This window comes from Paenibacillus sp. GCM10027627 (assembly GCF_042675505.1).
Classification (GTDB): domain Bacteria; phylum Bacillota; class Bacilli; order Paenibacillales; family Paenibacillaceae; genus Pristimantibacillus.
In genome coordinates this window covers 562,503-586,459 of sequence record NZ_JBHTHB010000002.1, presented here as the reverse complement: position 1 = coordinate 586,459, position 23,957 = coordinate 562,503, and the positions used below count along the sequence as shown (strand labels likewise).

At 50.0% G+C, this 23,957-nt stretch carries 20 protein-coding genes; 17 read left to right on the top strand and 3 right to left on the bottom strand.

Annotation, left to right across the window (positions count from 1 at the left end):
* Positions 1 to 113 precede the first annotated feature (113 nt).
* The 3 genes from pheS to ACFQZE_RS10610 all read left to right on the top strand — a co-directional run bounded on the left by pheS (position 114) and on the right by ACFQZE_RS10610 (position 7,052).
* Positions 114 to 1,148: a phenylalanine--tRNA ligase subunit alpha gene (gene pheS / locus ACFQZE_RS10620; protein WP_379356560.1), complete on the top strand. Its 1,035-nt coding sequence runs from the start codon at positions 114 to 116 to the stop codon at positions 1,146 to 1,148.
* A 30-nt stretch (positions 1,149 to 1,178) separates the two neighbouring features.
* The gene (gene pheT / locus ACFQZE_RS10615) at positions 1,179 to 3,620 is read left to right on the top strand and encodes a phenylalanine--tRNA ligase subunit beta (protein WP_379356558.1); all 2,442 of its coding nucleotides are present in this window, start codon (positions 1,179 to 1,181) and stop codon (positions 3,618 to 3,620) included.
* Between the two features lie 147 nt (positions 3,621 to 3,767).
* Positions 3,768 to 7,052, top strand: coding sequence for a cell division protein ZapA (locus ACFQZE_RS10610; protein WP_379356556.1), 3,285 nt, complete (start codon positions 3,768 to 3,770; stop codon positions 7,050 to 7,052).
* Between the two features lie 227 nt (positions 7,053 to 7,279).
* Here the strand turns inward: ACFQZE_RS10610 and ACFQZE_RS10605 are convergent, their stop codons facing one another.
* The 3 genes from ACFQZE_RS10605 to ACFQZE_RS10595 form a co-directional block, all read right to left on the bottom strand.
* Positions 7,280 to 7,960, bottom strand: a complete 681-nt coding sequence (locus tag ACFQZE_RS10605; RefSeq protein WP_379356554.1) for an SDR family NAD(P)-dependent oxidoreductase — start codon at positions 7,958 to 7,960, stop codon at positions 7,280 to 7,282.
* 574 nt (positions 7,961 to 8,534) lie between these two features.
* Complete coding sequence (locus ACFQZE_RS10600) at positions 8,535 to 8,942, bottom strand: cupredoxin domain-containing protein (protein ID WP_379356552.1); 408 nt, start codon at positions 8,940 to 8,942, stop codon at positions 8,535 to 8,537.
* A 364-nt stretch (positions 8,943 to 9,306) separates the two neighbouring features.
* The gene (locus ACFQZE_RS10595) at positions 9,307 to 9,666 is read right to left on the bottom strand and encodes a phage holin family protein (protein ID WP_379356550.1); all 360 of its coding nucleotides are present in this window, start codon (positions 9,664 to 9,666) and stop codon (positions 9,307 to 9,309) included.
* A 259-nt stretch (positions 9,667 to 9,925) separates the two neighbouring features.
* Between ACFQZE_RS10595 and ACFQZE_RS10590 the strand changes: the two genes are divergently transcribed.
* From ACFQZE_RS10590 to ACFQZE_RS10525, 14 genes are all read left to right on the top strand, one after another.
* The gene (locus ACFQZE_RS10590; protein WP_379356548.1) at positions 9,926 to 12,289 is read left to right on the top strand and encodes an endonuclease MutS2; all 2,364 of its coding nucleotides are present in this window, start codon (positions 9,926 to 9,928) and stop codon (positions 12,287 to 12,289) included.
* Positions 12,290 to 12,314: 25 nt separating this feature from the next.
* Positions 12,315 to 12,737, top strand: a complete 423-nt coding sequence (locus tag ACFQZE_RS10585; protein ID WP_379356546.1) for a DUF350 domain-containing protein — start codon at positions 12,315 to 12,317, stop codon at positions 12,735 to 12,737.
* Between the two features lie 119 nt (positions 12,738 to 12,856).
* Complete coding sequence (locus ACFQZE_RS10580; RefSeq protein ID WP_379356544.1) at positions 12,857 to 13,390, top strand: hypothetical protein; 534 nt, start codon at positions 12,857 to 12,859, stop codon at positions 13,388 to 13,390.
* Between the two features lie 95 nt (positions 13,391 to 13,485).
* On the top strand, positions 13,486 to 14,757 hold the full coding sequence (locus tag ACFQZE_RS10575) for an MFS transporter (RefSeq protein ID WP_379356542.1): 1,272 nt from the start codon (positions 13,486 to 13,488) through the stop codon (positions 14,755 to 14,757).
* Positions 14,750 to 15,670, top strand: a complete 921-nt coding sequence (gene cysK / locus ACFQZE_RS10570) for a cysteine synthase A (RefSeq protein WP_379356540.1) — start codon at positions 14,750 to 14,752, stop codon at positions 15,668 to 15,670. Before ACFQZE_RS10575 ends, cysK begins: the two co-directional genes overlap by 8 nt.
* Positions 15,671 to 15,786: 116 nt before the next feature.
* A complete protein-coding gene (locus ACFQZE_RS10565; RefSeq protein ID WP_379356538.1) occupies positions 15,787 to 16,917 on the top strand; it encodes an endospore germination permease in 1,131 nt (376 codons plus the stop codon).
* Positions 16,871 to 18,355 carry a spore germination protein gene (locus ACFQZE_RS10560; RefSeq protein WP_379356536.1) on the top strand — a complete coding sequence of 495 codons (1,485 nt, stop codon included), beginning with the start codon at positions 16,871 to 16,873 and terminating at the stop codon, positions 18,353 to 18,355. Before ACFQZE_RS10565 ends, ACFQZE_RS10560 begins: the two co-directional genes overlap by 47 nt.
* Complete coding sequence (locus ACFQZE_RS10555) at positions 18,340 to 19,506, top strand: Ger(x)C family spore germination protein (protein WP_379356534.1); 1,167 nt, start codon at positions 18,340 to 18,342, stop codon at positions 19,504 to 19,506. Before ACFQZE_RS10560 ends, ACFQZE_RS10555 begins: the two co-directional genes overlap by 16 nt.
* A gap of 58 nt (positions 19,507 to 19,564) precedes the next feature.
* Positions 19,565 to 19,786, top strand: coding sequence for a hypothetical protein (locus tag ACFQZE_RS10550; RefSeq protein ID WP_379356532.1), 222 nt, complete (start codon positions 19,565 to 19,567; stop codon positions 19,784 to 19,786).
* 39 nt (positions 19,787 to 19,825) lie between these two features.
* Positions 19,826 to 20,218, top strand: a complete 393-nt coding sequence (locus tag ACFQZE_RS10545) for a spore coat protein (protein ID WP_379356530.1) — start codon at positions 19,826 to 19,828, stop codon at positions 20,216 to 20,218.
* 126 nt (positions 20,219 to 20,344) lie between these two features.
* Positions 20,345 to 20,836, top strand: a complete 492-nt coding sequence (locus ACFQZE_RS10540; RefSeq protein ID WP_379356528.1) for an Lrp/AsnC family transcriptional regulator — start codon at positions 20,345 to 20,347, stop codon at positions 20,834 to 20,836.
* Positions 20,837 to 20,852: 16 nt separating this feature from the next.
* The gene (locus ACFQZE_RS10535; RefSeq protein WP_379356525.1) at positions 20,853 to 22,064 is read left to right on the top strand and encodes an aminotransferase class I/II-fold pyridoxal phosphate-dependent enzyme; all 1,212 of its coding nucleotides are present in this window, start codon (positions 20,853 to 20,855) and stop codon (positions 22,062 to 22,064) included.
* Between the two features lie 108 nt (positions 22,065 to 22,172).
* Entirely contained in the window at positions 22,173 to 22,748 is a 576-nt protein-coding gene (locus ACFQZE_RS10530; protein WP_379356523.1) for a cob(I)yrinic acid a,c-diamide adenosyltransferase, read from the top strand.
* A 229-nt stretch (positions 22,749 to 22,977) separates the two neighbouring features.
* Positions 22,978 to 23,952 carry an RluA family pseudouridine synthase gene (locus ACFQZE_RS10525; RefSeq protein WP_379357034.1) on the top strand — a complete coding sequence of 325 codons (975 nt, stop codon included), beginning with the start codon at positions 22,978 to 22,980 and terminating at the stop codon, positions 23,950 to 23,952.
* Positions 23,953 to 23,957 lie beyond the last annotated feature (5 nt).

Here is a 23,957-nt window from a genome sequence, read left to right as displayed (position 1 = left end):
GATTCGAATTAGGGTGGTACCACGGTTCTTCCGTCCCTTCGGGGAGGAAGGGCCTTTTTTTATGGATTCCCGGTCTGGATGGAAATGGGAAATACAACTAGGAGGCGATAGGTGTGAAAGAAAGATTGGAGGAACTTCGCGTTGAAGCGCTGCAGGAGCTGCAGGGTGTGGAAACGCAGCAGACGCTTAACGATTTGCGCGTCAAATATTTGGGCAAGAAGGGCGCCCTTACGGAAATATTGCGTGGAATGGGCGGCTTAAGCGCCGAGGAGCGTCCTGTCATCGGACAGGTAGCCAATGATGTGCGCGGCGCCATCGAGGCTGTTATTGAAGAGAAAGCGGCGGCATTCCAGCAGGAGGAAACGAACAAGCGCTTGCTCGCGGAAACGATTGACGTTACCCTTCCGGGCAAAAGCTTACCGACGGGAGCTGTTCACCCGCTTAACAAAGTGGCGCAGGAAATCGAGGATGTTTTTGTCGGGCTTGGTTATTCCATCGCAGAGGGTCCCGAAGTCGAAACGGATTATTACAACTTCGAGGCGCTTAACTTGCCGAAAAACCACCCGGCTCGCGATATGCAGGATTCTTTCTATGTGACCGACGAAATTTTGATGCGTACTCACACGTCTCCGGTTCAGGTTCGGACGATGAAGGCCAAGGAAGGCATGACGCCGGTTAAAGTTATCTGTCCGGGCAAGGTATACCGCAGAGATGACGACGACGCAACGCACTCCTTCCAATTCAACCAAATTGAAGGGCTTGTCATTGGCAAAGGCATCCGGATGAGCGATTTGAAAGGGACGCTTCTGCAATTCGTGCAGCAAATGTTCGGTTCCCAGGCGCAAATTCGCCTTCGTCCAAGCTTTTTCCCGTTTACGGAGCCTAGCGCCGAGGTTGATGTGACATGCGTGCAATGCGGCGGTCATGGCTGCCGGATGTGCAAGCAAACGGGCTGGCTCGAAATTTTGGGCTGCGGCATGGTTCATCCAAGAGTGCTTGAGATGGGCGGCTACGATCCGGAGGAAGTTTCAGGTTTTGCTTTCGGCATGGGTGTAGAGCGTATTGCTCTTTTGAAATATGGCATCGACGATATCCGCCATTTTTATACGAACGATTTGAGGTTCTTGGGTCAATTCGCAAGAATGTGACTGTGACGAAGAGAGAAGGGACGAGAGAAAATGAAAGTATCCTATCAATGGCTGAATGAATATATCGAACTGGACGGACTGACAGGAGCGGAGCTTGCCGAGCGCATGACGCGCGGCGGCATTGAAATTGACGTTGTGGAATCGCGCAACAAAGGAGTAACGGGAGTTGTCGTTGGTTATGTGAAATCGAAAGAAAAACATCCCGACGCCGACAAGCTGAACGTGTGCAAGGTGGATGTTGGAACCGGCGAGGAGCTGCAAATCGTATGCGGCGCGAGCAATGTCGATGCGGGACAACGCGTTCCGGTTGCGGTCATTGGAGCCGTGCTGCCGGATGATTTCAAAATCAAACGCGCAAAGCTGCGCGGCGTGGAGTCGCAGGGGATGATCTGCTCCGCGAAGGAGTTGGGGCTGAATGACAAGTTGCTGCCGAAAGAACAGCAAGAAGGAATTCTAGTTTTGCCTGAGTCTACTCCGATTGGCGCTCCAATTACGGCTATTCTTGGCATCGACGATGAGGTGCTTGAGCTCGACTTGACGCCGAACCGTTCCGATTGCCTCAGCATGCTGGGCGTCGCTTACGAAGTGGGCGCTTTGACGGGCCGTGAGGTGAAGCTGCCTTCCGTATCCGTATACGACGCAGCAGAAAAAACGGAAGGTCAAGTATCCGTTTCTGTATTGGCAACGGAGCAGTGCCCGCATTATTCCGCCCGCTTGATTAAAGATGTGAAGATCGGGCCTTCGCCGCAATGGCTTCAAAACCGGTTGATGGCTGCAGGCATTCGCCCGATCAACAACGTTGTCGACGTCACGAACTTCGTCATGCTGGAGTATGGCCAGCCGCTCCATGCATTCGACGCTGACCGCGTTGCCGGAGGACGCATCGTCGTTCGTATGGCCAATGAAGGCGAAACGCTCGTGACGCTAGACGATCAAGAACGCCGCCTGGAGCCGCATATGCTCGTTATTACGGACGGCAATAAGCCTATCGCGCTTGCGGGCGTAATGGGCGGAGCCAACTCCGAAGTGACGGGATCGACCACACATATTATTTTGGAATCTGCCAAATTTGATGGAGGCACCGTGCGCAAAACGTCGCGCCAGCTCGGACTACGTTCCGAATCCAGCCTCCGTTTTGAAAAAGAAGTCGATCCGGCATCCGTTATTCCAGCGCTGAACCGAGCCGCTGCCCTTATCGCGGAGCTTGCCGAAGGACTTGTAACGGACGGAATCGTCGAAGTAAAATCGACCGCTGCGGCACCTCGCCAAATCGGCATTACGCTGGATCGCATTAACGGGTATTTGGGCACCGATCTGTCGACCCTTGAAGTCCGCTCTATCTTTGGCCGTCTTCAGTTTGCATACGAACTGACGGGCGAAGACGAGTTTAACGTGGAAGTTCCAACCCGCCGTGGAGATATTACGCGCGCCGTAGATCTCATAGAAGAAGTTGCGCGTTTGTACGGATATGATAATATCCCAACGACGCTCATTCATGGCGATGTCATTCCGGGCGCCTTGACAAGGCCGCAAGCGATTCGCCGCGAGCTTCGCAAACGTCTGACCGATTCCGGTCTACATGAAGTAATGAGCTATTCCTTCACTAGCCCGGCTCGGACTGGCCTGTTCCCTATACTTGCAGAAGAGGCGAAGCCAGTGAAGCTGGCGATGCCGATGAGCGAGGAGCGCAGCGTGCTGCGTACAACTTTGCTGGCTCAATTGATTGAAACGGCGATTTATAACCGCAACCGCAAAAACGAGTCCGCCGGCTTGTTTGAAATCGGAAACGTGTTCCATACGGATGAAGAGCAGCTTACTCGTCTTCCGCGCGAAAAACACCGTTTTGCCGCTTTGCTCACTGGAAACAAAAGCACGGCTCAATGGAACAGCAAAGCTGTCGCTTACGATTTCTACGATGCCAAAGGCATTGTGGAGACGGTAACGGAGGCGCTTGGCCTTTCTTCCAAAGTAGTATTCGCTGCTGCTCAGCCGGAGCATTTCCATCCGGGCAGAACGGCGTCGGTTGCCATTGAAACGGCTGACGGACCGGTTCCTATCGGTTATGTAGGACAATTGCATCCCGCGCTGCAAGTGGAATGGGATATGCTGGATACGTATTTGGTTGAGCTGGATCTGGATGCGTTGTATGAAAACGCGGATTCGGAGATTGTGTACAAGGCGCTGCCAAAATATCCGGCTATGGAAAGAGATATCGCCGTTGTTGTCGATGCTGCGGTTGCCGCGGGCGATCTGACGACTTCCGTGCGGAGCACAGCGGGATCGCTGCTTGAGTCTCTGCGAGTGTTCGACGTTTATACGGGCGAGCGGCTTGGCGCAGGCAAAAAGAGCGTTGCACTGTCGCTTGTATACCGCCATGCGGAGCGTACTTTGACAGACGAAGAGGTTACGGCGCTGCACGGCGAGGTTGTCCAGCAATTGGAACAATCTTTTGGCGCAGAATTGCGCAAGTAGGCAGGAAACATCCGAAGCCGCATCGAATTAGTTCCTAGCGAACTTCGATGCGGCTTTTTCCACCATGGATTGCGCCTGTTTAGGGGTCTCGCGGGTACTTAGCCGAAACGGACGAAAGCGATTTGAGTGATAGGAGGATATGACTTCATGGATGGGGATCAAACAGTTGTAACCGTTGACATATATGGCATTCCGTATAAAATTAAAGGCCATTCCAATATCGATTATATGAAAAGAGTGGCCGGCTCCATCGATGACAACATGAAGAAGCTTGCTAAGACGAATCCTAGGCTGGATATGCAGAAGCTTGCCGTCCTTTGCGCGATCCAGACGACGGAGGACGTTTTCCGCCTTAGGCGCGAAAATTCCAGGCTGCAAGAAGAAGAGGCTAGGGCCGTCGAAATCCGGCGGGAGCTAGAGGCGGAAAAAGCGAGAACGGAAGAGCTTTATCGTTTAAAAGAAGAGTTGCAGCGCCATCTGGAGGAAACGAAGCTGGGAGCTGATCAGCGGCTGAGCGAAGCAAACGCGGAAGCGGAGAAACAGCTTGCGGAGTTTATTGCCTTGTCGGAGGAGCAGGCAGCGGCTTCTGAGGAGAAGCTTGTGCGGCTTAAGCAAGAGCTGGCGGAGGAGATGGAGAAGTCCCGTCAAGAGCTTTTGATGGAAAAGAAGACGGAGCTTGTGCAGCTAAAAAGCAGGCTGGAGACGGAACTCGCAAAGCTCGGCAGCGAGAAGGAAAAAGAGATTTCCGAGCTGACCGTCGCAAGAGACAAAGCTATCGCACAAAATGTGGAGCAGAAAGAGGCGCTCTCCGCCCAATTTGCAGCCCAAAAAGAACGGTTGCTTTCGGAGCTTGCAGCGCAAAAGGAAAGTTTGCTGGCGGAGCACGCTTCAGAGAAAGAGGCTCTATCGGCTCTTTATGAGTCGGAAAAGGAGTCTTGGACGGCACAATTTAACATAGAAAAAGAGTCGCTTACGGATAGCTATAAGCTGGAAAAAGAGGCTTTGACTGCACAATTTTCTTTGGAGAAAGGGAAGCTTGTTGCAGACCATGCCGAAGTGAGAGAAAAGCTGGTAGCCGAGCTAGAGCAGCTGGCGGCGGCAAAATCTGCGGAGATGAAGTCGGCTGTCGAAAGCTTTGCCAAGGAAAAAGATGAAGAACAAAGCCGGTTGCAGAGCGGCTGGCAATCCAGGTGGGATAAGCGAGAGAATGAGTGGTCTGCGGCGAAATCCGCTGAACTTGCTTTGCTGGAACGATCGGCTCAGGAACGCGAAGCCTTCTGGAAGCAGGAGCTTGCCAAAGCGGAGCAGGAGAGCAAAGCCGAGTTGGAGATCCAGCTAAACGGTTGGTTGGAGGAAAGCGGAAAGCTGAGCGCTGAGCTGACTGAGCTTGGAGTGGCGCGTGAAGCCGAGAAGTCTTCTTTAGAGCAGCGAATTGCGCTTGCCGACGATCAGTTGGTTCAGGCGTTGGAGCAGGAAGAGGCTCTTCGTTCGACCCTGTCTCAGCTACAGCAGGATCAAGAGGTTATGCAGGAGCAGCTTGAAGAAGCGGCCGAATTGTCGAATCAATTCGTACAGGAGCGCAAAAACTGGGAGCTGAACCAGCAACAGCTTAAAGCTCAGCTGGTGAGCGACTATGAATATAAAGTGGAACAGCTTAAGCTGCAATTGGCTAAAGAGAATGAGCACAGTGCGGAAGAGCTTGAATTGCGGCTGATGAGCGACCATGAGCAAAAGATGCAGGAGCTTGAATTGCAACTGGCGGTCGATTATGAGCAAAAGATGCAGGAGCGGGAGCTTGAGCTTAAGGGCGAGCAAGATCGGAAAATTCAGGATCTTGAACTGCAGTTGACAAGCAATCATGAGCAGAAAATGCAAGATATTGAGTTGCAGTTGATGGTTGATCATGAGCAAAAGCTTCGTGAGCTGGAGGAGCAGCTTGGAAGCGAGCTGAGGCAGCAAGAGCAATTGCTGAAGCAGCAATTTGCGAGCGACCATGAACAGAAGATGCAGGAACTTGAGCTTCAACTAATGGTTGATCATGAGCAAAAAATGCAGGAGCTCGAGCAGCGTCTCGTTAGCCATCATGTGCAAAAAACGGACGGCCTTGCAGCGGAGCTTAAAAAGTATCAGGAGCGGATTGAAGCTGCGGAGCAAAAGGATCGCAGCAACGCGGATGAGCTTGAGCAGCTTGCTTACAGAGAGCTGGAGCTTGGGGAGCAGCTTGAAAAGTTGCAGCTGAGCGAAAGCGAGCTGAGAGCGGAGCTGGAGCGCAAGCAGCAAAGTGAGGGCGAGCTGAGAGCGGAGCTGGAGCGCAAGCAGCAAAGTGAGGGCGAGCTGAGAGCGGAGCTGGATAGTAAGCAGCAAAGTGAAAGCGAGCTGAGAGCGGAGCTGGAGCGCAAGCAGCAAAGTGAGAGCGAGCTGAGAGCGGAGCTGGAAAGTAAGCAGCAAAGTGAGGGCGAGCTGAGAGCGGAGCTGGAGCGCAAGCAGCAAAGTGAGAGCGAGCTGAGAGCGGATCTGGAGCGTAAGCAGCAAAGTGAGGGCGAGCTGAGAGCGGAGCTGGAAAGTAAGCAGCAAAGTGAGGGCGAGCTGAGAGCGGAGCTGGAGCGTAAGCAGCAAAGTGAGGGCGAGCTGAGAGAAGAGCTTGAGCGCAAGCTTGCGTCCGAGCGAGAGCTTTTGGAACAAGTGGATTTGTTGCAGCAACTGGAAAAAGAAGCTTATTCGGAGGTTCAGGAACGCCGCTCGGCAGAAAAGGCCCTTCAATCAAGTTTGGACGAGCAGCAACGGTCAGAGCAAAATATTTTAGCAAAGCTGGAGAATCAGGAAGCCTTATATTTGGAGCTTCAAAAGAAATGGGATCAGTTGCAGCAGCTTGAACATGAAGCTCGAGCGGAACTGAATAACCAGCGTTCTATGGAGCATGCATTGAACGAGCAATTGGAAACTGCGCAAGCTTCAGAGAATGAGCTTCGAGATAAGCTAGCGGAGCGGCAATCGAAAGAATTTGAACTATTGGAGCAGCTAGAGCTTACAGCAGCTAGAGAACGGATTGCAAGCGGTCAGCTTGAAGCGGCCGTTGTTCGCGAGGAAGATTTGGAGAAGCAAATCCGCCAGCAGCAAAACATCATCGTAGAGCTTGAAGCTGAGACAGCTCGCCTAGAGCAAGCCAAGCAAAAATATGCGGCGGAAGAAGAGAGTTTAAGAGAGAAGATAGAACTGGCTATGCTGGAAGCATCGGCATCCTCGGTCACAGAGGAGCGTTGGGAAGAGCAGCTGATTGAAACTAGGCAAGAACGGGATGAAGTAATCCGCAAATCAGAGGAATTGTCGGAACAGCACTCCGTTTTGCAGGAACAGCATCACAAATTGAAAGTCGAGTATTCCAAGCTTCAAACGGAATACAACGAATGGATTGAGTTGATCGAGCAGAGTTAAGGCTGGACTCAAATAGTCCATTCGAAAACAGATTTGTCATATCCATTTCGGACGAACCGTTTGTCAGTGGAGACCGTTCTTCATTTATTTTATAAAATTCAGCATAAAAGACGCCTTCGATTCTGCTTAAAAGCAGCAAGATCGGGGGCGTCTTTATTGTTCGGAGTTATTACATACCTTGTAATTGGATAGCTCAATTTCATATTACATTTGTTGAAGCTGAGCGGTTAGCCATAAGAATGAATCGTTCCCGTTGGTCCGCCGAACGATAAGCTGGCTAGTCTGACGATGTCAGGGGTGACGATGGCGGGATCTTTCCCAGTAGCATGCATTTCGGTGCGCAATGTGCCAGGATTGTATAAATTGACGAGAATACCGTGTTCATGTTCTTCGTCAGCGATTGTCCGCGTAAGCGACTCTAATCCGGCTTTGGCGGCGCCGTATGCCGCGAATCCACCTGCGCCGTTTCGCGATAAGCTTGACGTTATATTAATGATACGGCCGTATCTTTGTTTGCGCATGGAAGGCAGTACTGCCTTGGTTAACAAAAAGGGTCCTGTTAAATTAGTGGCGATTTGATTTTGCCATTCTTCCGAGGTTTGTTCCAAAACGGAACCAGGCTCCAATACGGCGGCATTGTTGAGAAGGACGTCAATTTTCCCCCACTTCTGTAGGGCTGTTTCTACAGACTCCGCAACTTGATGCTCGTCGGTCACGTCGGCGCTGATTACAGTGGCTGTTTTCCCAGTGCGCCGCAAAATAATGGCGGCCGTTTCCTCAAGCCGGTCTACCCGGCGCCCCAATAGGGCTACATCCGCCCCGGCTTCCGCAAATGCAATTGCGGTTGCCCGTCCAAGCCCGCTGCCCGCGCCGCTGATCAAGGCTACGCGATGATCGAGTGCTCCCATCCGCATTCCTCCATCCATGAGATGTTGTGCATTAATTTTATCAAAGCAGGCTTGGCATTGGAAGGCTTTTGGCCATCAGACTTTTTTGGGGGAGAGGTAAGGAAATCTAATATTGTCTATAAGCGCAGTGGAGGACTTTCGCCTGACGGCTATGTTCCTGAGGGAGATATTAATACAGTTGTGTCAAAAACCACTAAACTTGCAGGATCAAGCTAAATGGAGCATTTAGTTGTGTCAAAAACCACTAAACGTGCCCGAGAGCGTGGAATGGAACGATTAGTTGTGCCAAAAACCACTAAACATGCAGGATTAAGCTGAATGGAGCATTTAGTTGTGTCAAAAACCACTAAACGTGCAGGATCAAGCTGAATGGAGCATTTAGTTGTGTCAAAAACCACTAAACGTGTAGGATCAAGCTGAATGGAGCATTTAGTTGTGCCAAAAACCACTAAACATGTCCGAGAGCGCGAAGTGGGGCAGCTAGTTGTGCCAAAAACTACTAAACTCTTCGATAAGCAAGCAGAGGAGCTTCGCCAAATGGCGAAGCTCCTCTTGTTGCAATTATTGACTTGTCCTACTCGACGATCAACTTTGCTACCATTGTACGGTGGCCGGTGCCGCAAGGTACGGAGCAGATCATATCGTAAGTGCCCGGCTCGTCAATTTTGACGGCAACCGTTTTTTTGTTGGCGATATCATAATCCGTTTTAAGGATGCGTACAGCATGCACTCCGCCAGCGGATTTAACCGTTACGTCGACCGTTTCGCCCGCTTTTATTTTGTATTCTTCTTTATCGAATTCCCAGTTTTTTGCGGTAATAACGAGCTCGGATGAAGCAGCCTCGCCGGAGTCAACAGCTTCGCTTCCAGCATTGGAAGAACCGCCCTCCGATTTTTTGTTGCCTTCCGAATTTGCACCGCAAGCCGCAATGACAAGCGTCAAAGCTAGAACGGAAATAAAGGTAAGCCATTTTTTCATCATGTATCCCCTTCCTGTCTCCCTGATAAATTATTTAGGGAGCATACTTCATCATTTTACCCTAAATTTGGGACAGGACAAGCGCTGAAAGGGACAACAGTTTGACAAGTTCATGACATGTAATTTAGGAACGGCCACACAAGCGGATGACAACTGGACTATAGCACTGCACTCCTCAAGCAATAAGGCTGCAATAAGGCTGCAATAAGGCTGCAATAAAGCAGTAGCACTGCTCCGCAGAAGCCTCAAATTGCGGGACGACCTGGCTGCAAAAGAAAAAGCCAACCAGTATAACTGGCTGGCTACGTTCCAACAATCGTCTTTAAACCTGTCAATGCCGAACAGACCGCATGAAATGGTTGCCTCATTAGTCGCCGCTGCGTCTTCCGGCTTCATAAGGGGTGCTGACCGGGATGAACAGGTCGATAATCCCGATAACAAGAGCGGCGAGAATAGCGCCAAGCCAAGTAACCGTAACGCCGCCCACAACGAACTGGGCGATCCAGATCACGGCGGCGCTGGCGAGGAAGCCGACGATACCGCGTCCGAAAGGAGTTACCTTTTTGCCGAAGATGCCTTCAATAATCCAGCCCAGTGCGGCAATGACAAGCGCTAGGAAAAACGCGCTCCAAAATCCGCCTACGCTAAACTGAGGAACAATAAACCCAACGACCATCAGCACCAAAGCGGAGACGATAAATCGTACGACATGCCCGAGAAAGCTCATATTCAAACCCTCCTAACGAATATTGTGGAACCTGCAATTGTGGAACCTGGAAGTGGAACCTGCATTTGCTGAGCTTGCTTTTGCGGAACTTCTTGCTGCATCAAACGTTAATTCTTTTTGGATGATGGATTTTGATTCGTGTTTAGTGTTGCCATCTTAGTATGAAATATATGCGGTAAGAAATGACCATAACCATCTTAGGCTCGTGCATCGCAACGAAGGTTCGGCTATAATATAAGGGCGAGAGGAGTGTTTAGGGTTGGATTCCAAAATATTGACGACACTTGAATATCCAAAAATTATAGATAAATTAATCGGACACGCAAGCACTATGCTGGGCAAAGCGACTGCGGAGCAGCTTCACCCTGTTTCCGGACTGGAAGAGGTAAAAGCGCTCCTGCAAGCAACGGATGAAGCCTACGCTGCAGACCGGCTGAAAGGCAGCGCTCCGTTCGGCGGAATTACGGATATCGCCGCTCCTTTGCATCGGGCTAGAATCGGCGGGACGCTTAGTCCAGCGGAATTGCTTGATATCGCTTCCACCTCGCGCGGCGGACGCCGAGTCAAAAAGCATATAGAAGCTATTCACGAAACTCATCCTGTACCATTGCTGCTTGCTTTGACAGAAGGAATCAGCGAGCACAAGCCGCTGGAGGATGCGATTTTTGACTGCATCGACGAGCAGGCAGAAGTGATGGACAGCGCCAGTTCCGAGCTTGCATCCATACGGAGAGAGCTGCATAACGGCGAATCGCGCATTCGAGAAAAGCTTGAGAGCATGATTCGGTCATCCTCCGTGCAAAAAATGTTGCAAGACGCAATCATTACACTGCGAAACGACAGATACGTTATCCCCGTAAAACAAGAGTACCGTTCCAATTTCGGCGGGTTAGTTCATGACCAGTCGGGCTCAGGGGCTACGCTGTTTATTGAGCCGGAAGCAATCGTTGCCATGAACAACAGACTCAAGGAACTGAGAGCCTCCGAGCAGCGGGAAATCGAGAAAATATTGCAAAAGCTTACAGCGCTTGCTTCCGATCATGTAGAGGACCTTCTTCTCAATCAGGATTTGCTTGGCCAACTGGACTTTGCATTTGCAAAAGCGAGACTGGCCCATGTCATGAAGGCGACGCAGCCAAAAATGAATGACAGAGGGTTTTTAAAGCTGAAAAAAGGTCGCCATCCGCTTATCGATCGAGATAAGGTCGTTCCGCTTGATGTAGAGCTGGGCAACAACTTTACGGCGATCATTGTAACGGGACCAAATACGGGCGGCAAAACAGTCTCTTTAAAAACGATCGGCTTACTTAGCCTAATGGCGATGTCGGGCCTGTTCGTTCCAGCAGAGGATGGCAGCCAGCTTTGCGTATTTGACGCTATTTATGCGGATATTGGCGACGAGCAAAGCATTGAGCAAAGCCTCAGTACTTTTTCCAGCCATCTGACGAACATTATTCGTATTCTGAACTCTTTAACCTCCAAAAGTCTTGTTCTGCTCGACGAACTTGGAGCGGGCACCGATCCTGCTGAAGGCTCTGCGCTTGCTATCGCGATTTTGGAGCATATTCATGCGAAGGACAGTCGGATCGTAGCGACGACTCATTATAGCGAGCTTAAAGCTTATGCGTACAATCGCAAAGGCGTCATCAATGCCAGCATGGAGTTTGATGTCGCTACTCTCAGCCCGACCTACAGGCTGCTTGTTGGCGTGCCGGGACGAAGCAATGCATTTGCCATTGCCGAGAGACTTGGCCTGCATCGTTCCATTATCGAGCATGCCCGCGGCGAAGTGAGCGAGGAGGATTTGCGCGTCGAAAATATGATTGCGTCACTGGAGGAAAATCGTCTGAGCGCGGAGTCGGAGCGCCAATCGGCCGAAACGCTGCGCCAGCAGATGGAAGAGCTAAGCGCGAAGCATGAAGCGGAACGCGAGCGGTTTGAGGAGCAGAAGGAAAAGCTTCTGCAAAAAGCAAAGGACGAGGCGCGCGAAACAATTGCCAAAGCAAAACGCGAGGCAGAGAGCATTATTGCCGATTTGAGAAAACTCGCTATGGAAGAAGGCGCCTCCGTCAAGGAGCATAAGCTGATCGAAGCACGGCGCAAGCTGGACGAAGCGCAGCCGGAAGAGAAACTAGCGAAGCGGGCCAAGTCGGCCGCCGGCAAACCGCAAAAAATCGGGCCGGGAGACGAGGTTATGGTCTACAGCCTGAACCAGAAAGGGCTTGTCGTCGACATACACGGATCGGATGCGACGGTTCAGCTTGGCATTTTGAAAATGAAGGTTGCTCTTGCCGATATGGAGCTTATTAAGGGGAAAGAGCCGGAAAAAGCGCAGCAGCCAAGGCAGTCGGCCAGCCTGAAGCGTACGCGGGACGACAACGCCCGTATGGAGCTGGATTTGCGCGGCGAAAGTTTGGAAGAAGCGATTATGGAGGTCGACCGCTTCCTTGACGAATCCTTTTTGTCCGGATTTGGCCAAGTCTATTTGATCCATGGGAAAGGGACGGGCGTGCTGAGAACGGGAATTCAGCAGTATTTGCGCAAGCATACACACGTCAAGAGCTTCCGCAACGGCGATTACAGCGAGGGCGGAATCGGAGTTACGGTAGCTGAGTTGAAATAAGGGATCAACAAATGGGGGAGAAACGATGGAAACGGAAATCGACAAACTGTTGGACAATCCGTATGCTTCTTCGCTGGTTTTTGTGTCGGTTACGGTATTGTCGCTGATCGTCTTTTTATCCGTCTTCGAGCTTGTGACAAAATATAATTGTTGGGGCGAAATTAAAAAAGGAAACATGGCGGTCGCCATGGCAACGGGCGGAAAAATATTCGGTATTTGCAATATTTTCCGTTTTTCCATCGAAGCCAACGATTCCATTTATCAAAGCTTGATATGGGGAGCTTTTGGCTTTATTATTTTGCTAGTCGCTTATCTGTTGTTTGAATTTTTAACTCCGGTATTTCGGATTGACGAGGAGATCGCGCGGGACAACCGAGCCATCGGATTTATTGCGATGATTATTTCGATCTCGCTTTCTTATGTTATCGGTGCAACTGTCGTGATATAGGCTGGGGGATATAAGATGAAATATCTATGGATGACTTTGGCTGTAGTAGCGGTATTATTTTTTATTTGCGGCGTTATTTATGTAATGATGAATTAGAAGGTAGAAGGGAAGTACAATAAATGGAACAAAGTCAGGTTTGCCAGTGGTGTTTGTCGGAAATTATTTGGGATGAGGAAACAGGGCCGGAATCGCATTGCCCGCATTGCGATAATGAATTAAGCGGCTATCGCTCGATGAAAATTGGAATCGATAAGGATGGAGACGCTCAATCCCGCGAGCTGGATGAGGAAGAGGAATGGGAAGAAGATTCCGAGGGTCAGGAGCAGGATACAAGCTGGATGGATGAAAGCGAAGGTTTCCGCGGCGGCAGCAGAAGCATGCTGGCTGCGGAGGGCGTCGTTCAGCGCATTCTTGATCAGCAGCTTGAAGTGCCAGAATGCCCCGCATGCCGCGAATATATGATTGAGGCTGGCGTTCAAACGATTGGCGGGGAAGGATTTGTTCCGACTGTATCGCCGGCAATCGGCATTTCGATTGTGCCAAGCCCGTTCAAGCTGCAATGGTACGTTTGCCCGGCATGTCATCACACCGCTTCATTCCTAAGCGTCAGCGACCGCGAAGAGATGATCGAGCGGCTTGCGGAGCGTTCCTAAAGCTGCCAATATTGGGCGGGCATCGGAAGGTTTCGTATAGGGCATCTTACAAAACGAATGTCTAAGGGCATATGATGTCCCATGGAGGTATCGTTTTGGCAAATGCAGCATCACCTAAAAAGAGAGCGGCAGCACTAGACAAACAAGCTGGTTTGCTACTTGTCGTACAAGCGCTTTACGGCTTTGCCAGCGCATTGTCGGGCACTTTTGTGCCCGTTTATTTATGGAAAGCCAGCGGTTCTTATATGACGATCGGCTGGTTTTCTTTTGCCCAATTCACGCTTGGAGGGCTTACCTTCTGGATTGCGGGGAAATGGTTGAAGGAGCATAACAAAATGCACAGCTTGCGCGCGGGAATTGCGATGTCCGGTCTGTTTTATTGCGCTGTTCTGCTGCTTGGATCAAGCGCCAAAGATTGGGCAGTCCCTCTCGGCATAGTGAGCGGCATTGCGCTGGGACTTTTTTGGCTTGCGTTTAATGTGGTTTATTTTGAAGTAACAGAGCCGGATACAAGAGACAAATTTAACGGATGGGCGGGACTGCTCGGTTCTGTGGCGGGCATTGTTGCGCCTTGGCTGTCAGGTCTGCTCATCACTTCGCTTCAAGGCGAGAAGGGCTATAGGCTCATCTTTACAGCGTCGCTCGTTATTTTCGCCGTTACCGTACTGTTAAGCTTTTGGCTGAACAAACGCCACGGCGAAGGCTCTTATGATTGGACTCGGGGCTGGCGTGAGCTCAGGCAAAAAGGAAATCCATGGAGACGCTTGTTCCCCGCGATTGCAGCGCAAGGGGTGCGTGAAGGCGTCTTTATGTTTTTAGTAGGGCTGACTGTCTATGTGGCGACCAAAAACGAGAGCAAACTCGGCAACTTTTCACTCATTACGTCGCTAGTCGCGCTTGTCAGCTTTTGGGCGGCCGGGAAGTGGCTGACGCCAAAAAGGCGGGGACTGGCAATGCTTGCTGGCTCTATTATGATTGCCGCCATCATTTTGCCGCTTTTTTGGGGGGTGAATTATGGATCGCTTCTCCTTTTCGGCATAGGCACCTCGCTTTTTTTGCCGCTTTATATGATCCCCATGACATCAAGAGTGTTCGATATGATTGGGCGGACGCCGGAGAGCGCAAAGGCAAGGGAAGAATTTATTGTTCTTAGGGAAGCGGGACTTACAACAGGGCGTATGATTGGCGTTACCGCTTATCTTATTGTGCTGCCGCTAGACAGCTCTCCGCGCGCCATTACATGGCTGATGCTGGCTGTAGGGTCCGCGCCTATTTTGAGCTGGTGGCTGATGAGACCTTTTTTGTCGGGAGAGAAAGATGCGGTACCAAAAGCAACAACTAACGGAAGCAGGGGGAAATATGGCTAAAGTCGTATCAAATATAACGGAACTGATCGGCCATACGCCGGTTGTAAAGCTAAACAGATTGGCGGGATTGGAAGGATGTGCGGACGTTTGCGTAAAGCTTGAGCGGTTTAACCCGAGCGGCAGCGTGAAGGATCGCGCCGCTTATTCGCTTATTGCAGCCGCGGAGAGCGACGGGCTGATCAAGCGTGGCGATACGCTAATTGAGCCGACAAGCGGCAACACGGGAATCGGCCTTGCGATGAATGCGGCAGCGAAAGGCTATAACCTTATCCTAATTATGCCGGACAATATGTCGGCGGAACGGATTAAGCTGCTCCAAGCATATGGAGCCGAAGTTGTGCTTACACCTGCGGCGGAGCGGATGCCGGGAGCGATCCGCAAAGCGGAGGAGCTGCAGCGGGGCTTGCCGGGCAGTTTTATTCCGAACCAATTCCAAAATCGCGCCAATCCGGACATTCATCGAACAACGACCGCTCTTGAAATTATGGATCAAACGGATGGAAGGCTGGATGCATTCGTAGCTACGGCCGGCACGGGCGGTACGATTACGGGGACAGGCGAGGCGCTGAAGGAGTTTATTCCTGGTCTTCATGTTGCAGTTGTGGAGCCGCAAGGATCTCCCGTGCTTTCAGGAGGGCAGCCAGGTCCGCATAAGCTGGTTGGTACAAGTCCGGGCTTCGTGCCCGCCATTTTAAATACTTCTATCTATGATGAAATCATTCAAGTGTCGGATGAAGATGCGCTGAATACGATGCGAGAGCTGGCGCGCAAGGAAGGGCTGCTGCTTGGACCATCGTCGGGCGCTTCGGTATGGGCGGCGATACAAGTGGCGAAGCGGCTTGGAGAAGGCAAGCGAGTGCTTTGCATTGCTCCGGATACCGGCGAGCGTTATTTGAGCATGAATATTTTTTAATGGGTTTTTGATCAATTCAACGTGAGTTAACCGGCCGCTGGCCGGTTTTTGTATTTTATGCGCATGATGGAGTTCGCTTCTGGACAACCTTTGGTGGTGAGGAAGTGATTGCCATCATGAAAGTGAAACCATTCGGAATAATTCCCGCCATAGCCACACTTGTTTTGTCTGTTGGGCTTGTTAATCATGTGCTTGTAGTGCCTATCTTGCTAGCTGAAGCCAAACGCGATTCGTGGATGTCCGTTATCGTTTCCTTGGCCGTTGTTTTGCCATGGGCCGCAATCCCATTGTTCGGTTTGCTCAAAAAGCTGAACGGAGTACGTTTCGACATATGGTTGTCGGACAGGGTTCATCCGGTCATTCGCTGGATCATTATGTCTTATTTGCTTCTGGTACTCTTTATGATCGCTGTGGAAGCGTTAATTGTAACCTCGTCTTGGACAGGCACGACTTATCTCCCCAATACGCCTACCGTCATAATCGCTGCCGTTTTTTTAGGTCTAAGTTTGTATGCGGCTCACATGGGGCTTCGAACGATTGCTTTTATGAGCTGTCTGCTAATTCCAATGGTATTGTTTCTCGGCGATTTTGTTATGGTTACGAATATGCCGAACAAAGACTACCGCTATTTGCTTCCTTTTTTTGAATATGGCCTTTCTCCTGTTGTAAAAGCTTCAATTAATTGTCTAACGGCCTTTAGCGAGCTGTTTGTTCTTCTGCTCATTCAACATCATTTCAAAGCGAGGCTGAAACTTTGGCATCTGGTCGCGCTTGTCTTGTTTTTGGCTCTTTTAGCGATTGGCCCGCTGACAGGCGCGCTTTCGCAGTTTGGGCCGGAGGAAGCGAGAAAGCTTAAATATCCTGCATTTTCCCAGTGGAGGCTTGTAACGGTTGGACGTTATTTTGAACATGTCGATTTTTTCGCTATTTTTCAGTGGCTGTCTGGTTCTTTAATTCGGCTTTCCTTGAGCTTGTACGTCCTGCTGGAGTATTTTCCGATTCCCCGTAAAAAAAAGAAATGGATTGCACCCGCAGTGTTAGGCGCCGTGATGGTGTCACTAGCTTATTACTGGACAGATCATATGATCTTTTACCGTGTCGTCGTGAAGTATTGGTTTCATTATATGGGCATGACGACGATGGCCGTAATCGCGATTGTGTTTGGAATCAGCTTCTTGAACAAAAAGCGGAGGGAACAGCATGAGCGGCAGAATGGATCAAGAGAGACAAAAAAGCAATACGCCTGATCGATATATGACGGTGGAGCAATTTCGGGAGAAGCTTAAATATTGCGACGATGTATTTGAACAGACCATTTCCATTGGCGGCAGCGAAGAGAGGAAAGCGATCGTTTTTTATTGCGATGGGCTTATTGACAGTCAAATGTACCATATGGGGATGCTTCCGACTCTTGAAAAATGGGAGCAGGGTAGGGATACATCCTATGAAATCGATTCGTCATTAAGCGATCATTCTAGGCGGAGCGATCACCCAAGCCGAATGTACATCAAACTAGATGCGAGTCATTCCGATCATCTATTTGCCCGGTTGTTTGCCGGCAGCGTGATTGTTACCTTTAACGATCATGAAGGCTTTTACGAGTGCAATATTGCGAACCAGCCGGCTAGAAGTCCGGAAGAGTCGACGATGGAGCTTTCCTTGAAAGGACCAAGGGATGGGTTTGTGGAGCAGTTGTCCGTTAATGTCGCTTTGGTTCGAAAGCGGCTGCGCACTCCAAAAATGCATGTGGAATATTTAAAAATCGGCACTGAGACGCAAACGGAAATTGCAATATTGCATGTAGAGGATCAAATTCCGGACGGCCTGCTCGATGAGGTGAAAAGAAGGCTGCATTCCATCGATAGAGCCGCTCTTCACGGGGCGGGCGAGCTTGAAGAGTTGCTTGCGGATCGGCCGCTTGCTTTGTTTCCTCTGCTCGATTATATCGGCAGGCCCGATTACGTCGTGCAGGCGCTCATGAAGGGCAGGTTTGTCATTTTGGTCGACGGCTCCCCCGCTGCCCTTATCGGACCCGGCAATCTTATGCTGTTGATCAAGTCACCTGAAGACACCCATTTGCCGTATTATTTTGTATCGCTAGAGCGGCTGCTGCGCATCTTGGGTTTAATGCTGTCCTTGTTTTTGCCGGGCTTTTGGATTGCGCTATCCTCGTACAACACGGATCAAATCCCGTATACGCTGCTTGCTACGGTAACCATATCGCGAGTAGGGCTCCCTTTGTCTGCAACGATGGAAATGTTTTTGATGCTGACACTATTTGAAGTGTTTCGTGAAGCGGGCGTCAGATTGCCGCGGCCGGTTGGCCAGACGGTGTCGGTTGTCGGCGGCCTAATTATCGGAGATGCGGCAATTCGTGCCGGGCTGACATCCCCAACCATGCTGGTTGTGGCGGCTGTATCTGCCGTCTCCACCTTTACGCTGGTCAATCAGTCTTTGTCCGGGGCGGTCACCCTGTTCCGATTTGTTATTCTTATATTTTCTTCCGTTTTAGGCATGTTCGGCTTTTTTGTCGGGATGTTTACTCTCATGCTGTATTTATGCTCGCTTGAATCGTTTGGTCAACCGTATTTGCAGCCGCTTGCTCCAATCCGATTCAAAGATTTAGCGGGGGCTATATTTCAAAAGCCATGGAAGCTGGAGAGCAGCCGGTGGAAAAAGCGATGACGACGGGTAAAAAGGGGAGGCTGGAACGTGCCGCTGCTGCTTTGTTTACCGTTGTTATATGCTTTTGTCTTCCAGGTTGTTGGGACGAGGTAAATTTGCAAGAGGTTAATTACGTTTCAGCTTTGGGAGTCGATTATAAAAACGGAAATTATGAGCTATATGCCAAACTCATCAATTTTGCTTCCGTAGCCAAAACGGACAGTCCACAAAGCAACAACAAAGAGGTGTGGATTGGTCGGGGCAGCGGTAAATCTGTGCTGCTGGCATTTTATGATTTAAGCCAAGCATCCAGCAATACGCTTAATTTGGAGCATTTAAAATCTGTCGTTTTGCATAAGCGGGCGGTTAATAAAATTTCAGATGTGCTGGATGGATTGAATCGTCAACGGGCTTCTCGTTATACTTCTCTGTTGTTTGGAACGATGGAGCCTTTGGAGGAGCTGTTTACAACGGAAAACTTTTTTGATCAATCCCCGTTAAACAGCATTCTTTATCAACCAGAGCCGAATCAAGAGCAATTTACGTTTGTTAGTCCGCTTCATATGCAGTCGGCCGTTCAAATGATGCGGGAGCCGGGCATGACGACAGCTTTGCCTGTATTAAATGAGAGCTCTAAATTTTGGATGAATGGCAAAAAAAAGATAAACACGCAATTCATAAACGGAGTGTTTGTTTTTAAAAACTTTACTTTCCAAGGCTATATTGAGGAAAAAGACATTCGCGGCATTCGCTGGCTTAGCGAGTCGTTTCACAGGGTGCTGATGGAGGCGGGAAGCAAGCCAAACGAAGCTACTGTTGCAATTGTAGGAGCGAGTTGCAATCTGTATTTCGATCTCAACAAAGAAACGTTTAAGCTGAATGCCAAGCTGGAGGGCCATGTCGTGGAACTGGACGGCAAAATTTCCGAAACGGAAATTGAAGCTTCATTAAACAAGCGCGTTAAAGATGAAATTGAAGAGTTGTACCGGTTCGGTGCTGAAAAAGGGATGGATTTTCTCGATTTGGAGCATCATTTGTACCGCTATCACCATCAGTACTGGAAGCAAAATATGGCGGGGAAAGTTTGGCGGCCGAAACCGGACCGGTTGGAAGTCGATGTGAAGCTGAATGTTACCGATTCAGGCAAATTTAATCTGTACAGCGGCACATAAAATGAGGGGAATGGCTCATAATACGGAAGTCACAACAATGATAAAGAGGAGGGGTAATATGTTGCAGCCTTTAACAGCGAAGGAATTGGAATATATCGCAGATTCCATGTCAAACGAGGACTTGCTCATTAAACAAAATGCGGCCCTCGTTTCGATTGGAACGACACCGGCTTTGCGAGAGCTGAGCACCCAATTCATTCAATTGCATCAGCAGCACTACGATTCGTTGTTGCATGCAATTTCTCACCATCAGCAAATCGCGCCTACGCAGCCTCAATAGGCTGATCACCATGAAGTACGCTAATTTGGAGGGAATAAGATGAGCAATCAACAAAATCAGGCCATTCTGACGGAAGAGGATCTCGCCTCCACCGTATTGTCCGATTTGAAAAGAGTCGTTCGTGAGTACGCTACAGCAGCTACAGAATCTACTTGCCCAGACATTCGCCAACTGTTTACTAAGCTGCTCGACAATACGCTGAAAGCGCAAGGACAGCTGTTTCAAGTCATGCAGCAAAACAACATGTACAACACAGCTTCTCCGGCCTTGCGCCAGGAACTGGACAAGCAAGCTCAGCAATATAAGCAAACGGCGCAAAAAACGAAGCAGACTCTTCAGCAAAAGCTCGGCGGCTTCACGCAAGGTTCATTTTATAACCCAATCACCCATCAGCAAACTGGGGCTCAGCAGCAGCAGCCTTATTACAACTAAAGACCCTTAAGGGGTCTTTTTTTTGTTGGACGATTCTCATTTTTTCTTTGCAGGAAAGGGCAATTCGTTGTAGAATACTTTTTAACACATCGCATTAACTTTTGGCGAGCTGGAAGGAGTTTTTCAATGAACGAGCTGCAATTAAAAATCTTGGAACTGCTGAAGGAAGACGCCCGCAGAGACGCGGAGCTTATCGCGACCATGCTGGACATTCCAGCCCAGGAAGTGAAGGATGCCATAGCCGCGATGGAGCAAGACCATATCATCGTAAAATATGCGACCGTTGTGAACTGGAGCAAAGTGGATGATGAAAGAGTAACCGCTTTGATAGAAGTGCAGATTACCCCTGAGCGCGGACGCGGATTTGAGGGTATTGCGGAGCGAATTTATTTGTATCCCGAAGTGAAATCGGTCTACCTGATGTCGGGCGCCTATGACTTGCTTGTCGAGGTTGAAGGGAAAAACTTGAAGGAAGTCGCTTCATTCGTTTCCAACAAGCTGTCCCCGATTGATGCGGTGCTTTCGACCAAGACATTTTTTATATTGAAAAAATACAAACAAGACGGCATCATCTTCGAGGAGAACGAAGACGACCATCGGCTGATGGTTTCGCCGTAAATAAAGGGTGATGGCGATGATCAAAGAGGAATCGGAAGAAACCATCCCTGTGCAGCGATCGATGGCTGACTATTTGTCTCCGCTCGTGCGAGACATTAAACCGTCGGGAATCCGCCGGTTTTTTGATTTAGTCAGCATGCGCAAGGATATTATTACGCTTGGCGTAGGGGAGCCAGATTTTATTACGCCATGGCATGTGAGAGAAGCGGCTGTTTATTCGATTGAATCGGGTAAAACACAATATACGTCCAATGCGGGCATGCCGGAGCTTAGGGGAGCGATCGGACAATATTTGAACGATTCTTTTTCTGTAAGCTATAATCCGGCCAATGAGATTTTGGTTACGGTGGGCGGCAGCGAAGCGATTGACCTCGCCTTGCGCGCCTTGATTACACCGGGCGACGAGATTCTGGTGCCAGAACCTTGTTACATTTCTTATTCGCCGATAACGGCGCTAAGCGGCGGGGTTCCAGTCGGCATTGAAACATTCGCCGAAAATAATTTCAAGCTTGGCGCGGAGCAGCTCAAAGCAGTTATCACGCCTCGCTCGAAAGTACTTATTTTATGTTATCCGAGCAATCCTACGGGCGGAATTATGACTTACGAGGATTGGCTTCCAATCGCCAAAGTGGTTGAGGAAAACGATCTGATTGTCATTTCGGATGAAATTTACGCCGAGCTGACGTACGGATCCAAACATGTCAGCTTCGCTTCTTTACCGGGAATGAAGGATCGAACTATTCTAGTTAGCGGCTTTTCCAAAGCGTTTGCGATGACGGGCTGGCGGTTGGGCTATGCGTGCGGACATCCCGATCTTATTTCCGCTATGTTGAAAATTCATCAATACACAGTGATGTGCGCTCCGGTTATGGCGCAGCATGCCGCTCTTGAGGCGCTTCAGCACGGTTTGGAAGAGAAAGACCGAATGGTAGAGTCCTATAATCAGCGGCGCAGGCTTGTTGTAAAAGGATTCCGCGAGATCGGACTGGAGTGTCACGAACCGCAAGGCGCATTTTATGCCTTCCCGTCTATTGCTTCCACAGGGCTGACGAGCGAACAATTCGCTCAGCGACTGCTGGAGGAAGCCGGAGTGGCAGCCGTTCCAGGCGATGTATTCGGCATCGGGGGCGAAGGCCATCTGCGTTGCTCTTATGCAACCTCCGTCTCTCAGCTGACGGAAGCGCTGGATCGCATCGGCCAATTTGTATATAAACTTAATCGAGGCTAGTCCTTTCAGCAGGTCAGATGAACAATCGGGCCTGCTGTTTGTTGTAAGCGGAGAGTTGCAGGTTTGCCAGAAACAACTAAAACAAGAATGAACCCGGGGGCTGAATATATGCAATTGTATACAAAAACAGGCGACAAGGGACAAACCTCCTTGATTGGGGGCAGAGTAAGCAAAGATGACGTTCGAGTCGAGGCGTATGGCACAATTGATGAATTGAACAGCTTTGTAGGGATTGCCCAGGCGGAGTCTGCTAAGCATGAAAGCTTGGCTGAGCTTGCGGAGCGGTTGGTCGAAATTCAACAAGAGTTGTTCGATTGCGGCTCTGATTTAGCTTATGCTCAAGAAGGAGCGCCATTTAAGATGGACTCGGAGCCATCCCTCCGGCTTGAACAATGGATTGACCAATATGTAGCGGAGGCCCCGGAAATTACTCGATTTATTCTTCCTGGCGGAAGCTCGGTATCCTCCATGCTTCATGTGTGCAGGACCGTTTGCCGCAGAGCGGAAAGAAGGGTAGTGACATTATCCGGTCAACATGCCATCAACGAAGCGGTATTGATCTATATTAACCGGTTGTCCGACTTTTTCTTTGCAGCGGCTCGGGTCGCAAACGCTAAACTAAATGTGCCGGACACAGAGTATATCCGGAGCGCGGAAGTTTTCCGCAAGCGGAACAAAAAATAAACCCGCCGCACTTAAGTCCAGTGCGAATTTTACGAACGCATCAGTTTGGATTAAAATGAAAGTGCGTCATTAAAGAACGGCAACCGCCAGAAATGAATGGAATGTGATAAGAGGCATGACGGAGCGGATTAATAAAGACGGTGAAATGGAACAAGGGAGCTCCTCCAACAAACCCGCTCTTTGGCGAGGCTATGTTGAGTCAAAGGCTTCAGCAGAAGCCATAGCTTCAATGGATATAAACGAGCTGAATGCACGTTACTATAGGCCGCTTGAGGTTGTTGTGGCGGAAGAGGACGATGGGAGAGCCGTGCGCAATGTGCTGGAGAAGAGGCTTGGCGTCTCTCGAAAGCTGCTTTCGCAAGTGAAATTGACGGAGCATGGATTAACCGTTAACGAGCAACGGGTTTATACAACGGCTTTAGTGCAAACGGGCGATATAATTCGGGTCCGGATGGAGCGCGAAGAGTCTGAAGATATTTTGCCGCAGCCGATCCCTTTTGAGACCGTATTTGAAGATGAGGACTTGCTCATCGTGAACAAGCCCGCCGGCATGATTGTCCATCCAACGCATGGGCATTATACGGGAACGCTTGCGAACGCCGTAGTTCATCAATGGAAGGAGCGCGGGGAGAAGGTGCGGTTTCGGCCGATTCACCGACTCGATGAAGAAACGTCGGGGCTTGTCGCCATTGCCAAAACGAGCTACGCTCATCAGCAGCTTTCCGAGCAGCTCCAAGCCGGACTTGTAACTAAGCTGTATAGAGCTTATGTATACGGCAGTTTGACTCCGGACAAAGGGACGGTGGACGAGCCGATTGACCGCGACACCGATCGCCCGCATCTGAGAGTTGTTACCCCAAACGGTTATCCGTCTATAACCCATTACGAGGTGATGGAGCGTTTCCTTCAGAGCGAACACGCTTTAACCTCTGCAGCAGCTGTCAAACTAAAGCTTGAGACCGGACGGACGCATCAAATTCGAGTCCATATGCGGTTTAAAGGATGTCCGTTAATTGGGGACAAGCTATATGGTCCTGAAGTTGGCTTTATTCAAGAGTGGGAGGAAGCGGCAGGCCGTCAGGCGCTTCATGCAGAGACGCTTGGTTTTATTCATCCGATGACAAAAGTAAGGATGGAGTGGACGGCCCCACTGCCTCCGGAGCTGCTCCAACTGGAACAGCTGCTTCGCGGAGACAGCGAATAGCGGAA

Excerpts from the sequence above, each read along its gene's own strand:
- ACFQZE_RS10565 (WP_379356538.1), top strand. The coding sequence starts at position 15,787 with ATGAAAGTGAAACCATTCGGAATAATTCCCGCCATAGCCACACTTGTT.
- ACFQZE_RS10525 (WP_379357034.1), top strand. The coding sequence starts at position 22,978 with ATGGATATAAACGAGCTGAATGCACGTTACTATAGGCCGCTTGAGGTT.
- ACFQZE_RS10535 (WP_379356525.1), top strand. The coding sequence starts at position 20,853 with ATGATCAAAGAGGAATCGGAAGAAACCATCCCTGTGCAGCGATCGATG.
- ACFQZE_RS10605 (WP_379356554.1), bottom strand. The coding sequence starts at position 7,960 with ATGGGAGCACTCGATCATCGCGTAGCCTTGATCAGCGGCGCGGGCAGC.
- ACFQZE_RS10545 (WP_379356530.1), top strand. The coding sequence starts at position 19,826 with ATGAGCAATCAACAAAATCAGGCCATTCTGACGGAAGAGGATCTCGCC.
- ACFQZE_RS10600 (WP_379356552.1), bottom strand. The coding sequence starts at position 8,942 with ATGATGAAAAAATGGCTTACCTTTATTTCCGTTCTAGCTTTGACGCTT.
- ACFQZE_RS10550 (WP_379356532.1), top strand. The coding sequence starts at position 19,565 with ATGTTGCAGCCTTTAACAGCGAAGGAATTGGAATATATCGCAGATTCC.
- ACFQZE_RS10610 (WP_379356556.1), top strand. The coding sequence starts at position 3,768 with ATGGATGGGGATCAAACAGTTGTAACCGTTGACATATATGGCATTCCG.
- ACFQZE_RS10540 (WP_379356528.1), top strand. The coding sequence starts at position 20,345 with ATGAACGAGCTGCAATTAAAAATCTTGGAACTGCTGAAGGAAGACGCC.
- pheT (WP_379356558.1), top strand. The coding sequence starts at position 1,179 with ATGAAAGTATCCTATCAATGGCTGAATGAATATATCGAACTGGACGGA.
- ACFQZE_RS10560 (WP_379356536.1), top strand. The coding sequence starts at position 16,871 with ATGAGCGGCAGAATGGATCAAGAGAGACAAAAAAGCAATACGCCTGAT.
- cysK (WP_379356540.1), top strand. The coding sequence starts at position 14,750 with ATGGCTAAAGTCGTATCAAATATAACGGAACTGATCGGCCATACGCCG.
- ACFQZE_RS10585 (WP_379356546.1), top strand. The coding sequence starts at position 12,315 with ATGGAAACGGAAATCGACAAACTGTTGGACAATCCGTATGCTTCTTCG.
- ACFQZE_RS10595 (WP_379356550.1), bottom strand. The coding sequence starts at position 9,666 with ATGAGCTTTCTCGGGCATGTCGTACGATTTATCGTCTCCGCTTTGGTG.
- ACFQZE_RS10530 (WP_379356523.1), top strand. The coding sequence starts at position 22,173 with ATGCAATTGTATACAAAAACAGGCGACAAGGGACAAACCTCCTTGATT.
- ACFQZE_RS10580 (WP_379356544.1), top strand. The coding sequence starts at position 12,857 with ATGGAACAAAGTCAGGTTTGCCAGTGGTGTTTGTCGGAAATTATTTGG.